This window comes from Candidatus Darwinibacter acetoxidans, from assembly GCF_041936445.1.
Lineage (GTDB): Bacteria > Bacillota > Limnochordia > Darwinibacteriales > Darwinibacteriaceae > DTU010.
Window position 1 is genome coordinate 1 of record NZ_JBHGXH010000306.1, and the last position, 2729, is coordinate 2729.

Genomic DNA, 2729 nt, shown 5'->3' on the forward strand with positions numbered 1-2729 from the left:
GCCGGTCATGACCGGCCCCTACAACTATAGCCGGGTTTTTAGCACATTTGGTGCGGTGCTTGTTAAGGATTCTTTTAGTTGTCACCGGTTCTTCCAGTATAAAACTTTATCGTAAATTCTGAGCCGCGGCCCGGTTCGCTCTTGACGCTGATGTCGCCGCCATGCTTCTCCACGATGGCCCGGGCCATGGCCAGGCCGATGCCGACCTGGTCGGCGGCGGCATTTTTGCCCTTGTAGAAGCGGTTGAAAATATGGGGGAGATCCTCCGGCGCAATCCCCGTGCCGCTGTCTGCAACCGTAATCATGGTGTAGAGCGGATTTTGGGCAAAGGAGATCTGCAGGCGTCCACCTTCCGGGGTGTGCTCGATGCAGTTCTTAATTATATTGATCAGCGCTTCACAGCTCCACTCAAAATCACCGGTAAAGCCGGCTCCTTTATCGCCTTCCACGGTCACCTGCAGCATTTTAATCTCCAGCGGGATGGCCAGCGTAGCCAGCGCCTTCTCCACGAGGGCGCTTACCGGAACCCTTTCTCTTTTCATGTTCACTGCCCCCGCGTCCAGCCGGGACAGCTTGAGCAGCGAGCTCACCAGCCATTCGATTCGCTTCAGCTGTGCCCTCATCCGCTCCAGGAAGAGGATCCTTTTTTCTTCGGAAGGATTCTCGGAGAGGAGTTCATTTAAAACAGAAAGGGAGGTCAGGGGAGTTTTCAGCTGGTGCGAGATATCGGCCAGGGCATCGGCCAGGAGAGCCTTCTCCCGCTGCAGCGCTGCGGCCTGCTCTTTGAGCCGCGTGGTTATTTTGTAAATCTCGTTTTTCAGAATGCTGAGATCGCCTTCGCGGTTATCCCTGATATCGAGAGAGTAGTCCCCCGCGCTTATCCTTGCGGCGTAACGGGTCAGCTCCCTGATCTGCCCGTACTGCTTTTTTAAGAAGAGGTAAGTGGCCAGGTAGAAGACGCCTCCCGCGAGAAGGGCGAGCAGGATATAGCTGAGCACGCTGCGGAGAAAATAGCTTTGCAGCAACGGGGTCTCCAGCCGCGGGCTGCTGCTGTCAAGGCCGTACTTTGATAGAATCTCCCTGCCCCTGGAGACGGCCTCTTTACCGGGATCCATGATTTGCCGGGCCAGGTCCTGCTCCGCTGCGGGATATTTTTCAGCCAGGGCGCCGATGAGCGCTGCCTGGCTGTCAACAATGGTCTTCTTTAAATAATACCGCCCGGCCAGGCCGAGCAGAAGGGCGGCGGCGAGCAGCCCGGCCAGCAGAAGGGCAAACCATGCCCGCAATCTGTTTACTTCTGGATTCTTGGAAAGAGTGATCTTATTCACCTGCCCTGTATCCCAGGCCGCGCACGGTATGGATTATCTTGGGCTCCCGCGGATCATCCTCGACCTTTTCGCGGAGCCGCTTGATATAGACGGTGAGGGTATTGTCGCTCACGAAATCGCCGGAAAGGTCCCAGATCTCGCCCAGGATGCGGCTTCTCGTCAGCACCTGCCCCCGGTGGCGGGCCAGGGTCAGCAGCAGCTTGTATTCCAGCGCGGTCAGCGGGATGAGAGTGTTGTTCTTGTAGACCCTGGCTTCGGCCGTGTTGATCCTGATATCTCCGACGATGATTTCCTTTTCCGGGCCGGGCTGACGGTTATACCGGCGCAGAACGCTGTTGATCCGGGAAATGAGCTCTCTTACCCGGAAGGGCTTGGCGATATAGTCGTCCGCGCCCAGGTCCAGACCCATGATCGTATTGACCTCGTCATCGCAGACGGTAAGAAAGATCACGGGAGTGTCTCCCTTCGACCTGATCAGTTTACATAATTCAAAGCCGTTTCCGTCGGGAAGGTTTACATCGAGGAGAATTAGCAGGAAATCGCGCTCCAGGATAGCCTCCCTGGCGCTTTTGAAGTCGTAGCAAAGATGGGTCGAGAAGCCTTCGCGGGCCAGGGCATACTCAATGCCCATGGCGATGGTCTGGTCATCTTCAACGATCAAAATCCCCTCCACCGGCTTGGTCTCCCATCTCAAGTAGTATGCAGGATCAGTTTCATTTTACAGCAATTCTACCCTGCCGCCAACCGCGGCAAGTTCATGACTGGTATTCTGGTATTGCGATTAAAAAAAGTCACTTGAGCATCCAGCTGGTGTTGATGACCGGGGCGCTGTAGAGGAAGAGTACATCCCGTTTTTTCGTTAAGTCAATATGCTCGGCCAGCTTGGCGGTGGAGATATAGCGCAGGTCTGCAAGGATGATCCTGGAGTAGCCCGGCAGCAGGAGCGGGGCGATGCTGCTGCCGAAGGAATCGCGGAAGAGGATTAACTCCTTTCTGCCTGCGCAGGCCGGGTTCTCGATTGTCAGCAGCGGCCTGGCTCCCGCCAGGAAGATATCATAGGGATCTTTTCCGTAAAACATTTCCGTGGCGTATACCGGGCCATAGGTCCCCCGTTCATGGTCGTAAACAACAGCATTTTCTATGATCTCGTTGGTTAGATAGGCCATGGTGTCGGGCGGTACGGGAAGGCCAAGCTGGCCGTGATAGGAGCCGTAAAAAGGATAAATTTCCCGTTTTACATAGACCATCCCGGAGGCCGTAACCTGGGCCCCCATCCGGGATAACAGTTTATCTGCCACCCGGACGATCCTGTCCTGGCTCCAGTGATGGTCTGTCCGGTAGTAGTCGCCAATTGACAGGCAGCTGAACAGATCAATATAGTCCATATGCCGGATCTCCCGG

General features: G+C 55.6%; 3 protein-coding genes. All 3 read right to left on the bottom strand.

The genetic code is table 11. From position 1 onward, the window contains the following. Positions 1-74: 74 nt before the first annotated feature. Positions 75-1328, bottom strand: a complete 1254-nt coding sequence (locus ACE4YL_RS12770) for a sensor histidine kinase (RefSeq protein ID WP_461369685.1) — start codon at positions 1326-1328, stop codon at positions 75-77. Beyond that, entirely contained in the window at positions 1321-2001 is a 681-nt protein-coding gene (locus tag ACE4YL_RS12775; protein WP_461369686.1) for a response regulator transcription factor, read from the bottom strand. Before ACE4YL_RS12775 ends, ACE4YL_RS12770 begins: the two co-directional genes overlap by 8 nt. A gap of 118 nt (positions 2002-2119) precedes the next feature. After that, positions 2120-2729, bottom strand: a 610-nt coding sequence (locus ACE4YL_RS12780) for a DHHW family protein (protein WP_461369687.1), incomplete at its 5' end; no start/stop codon positions are given.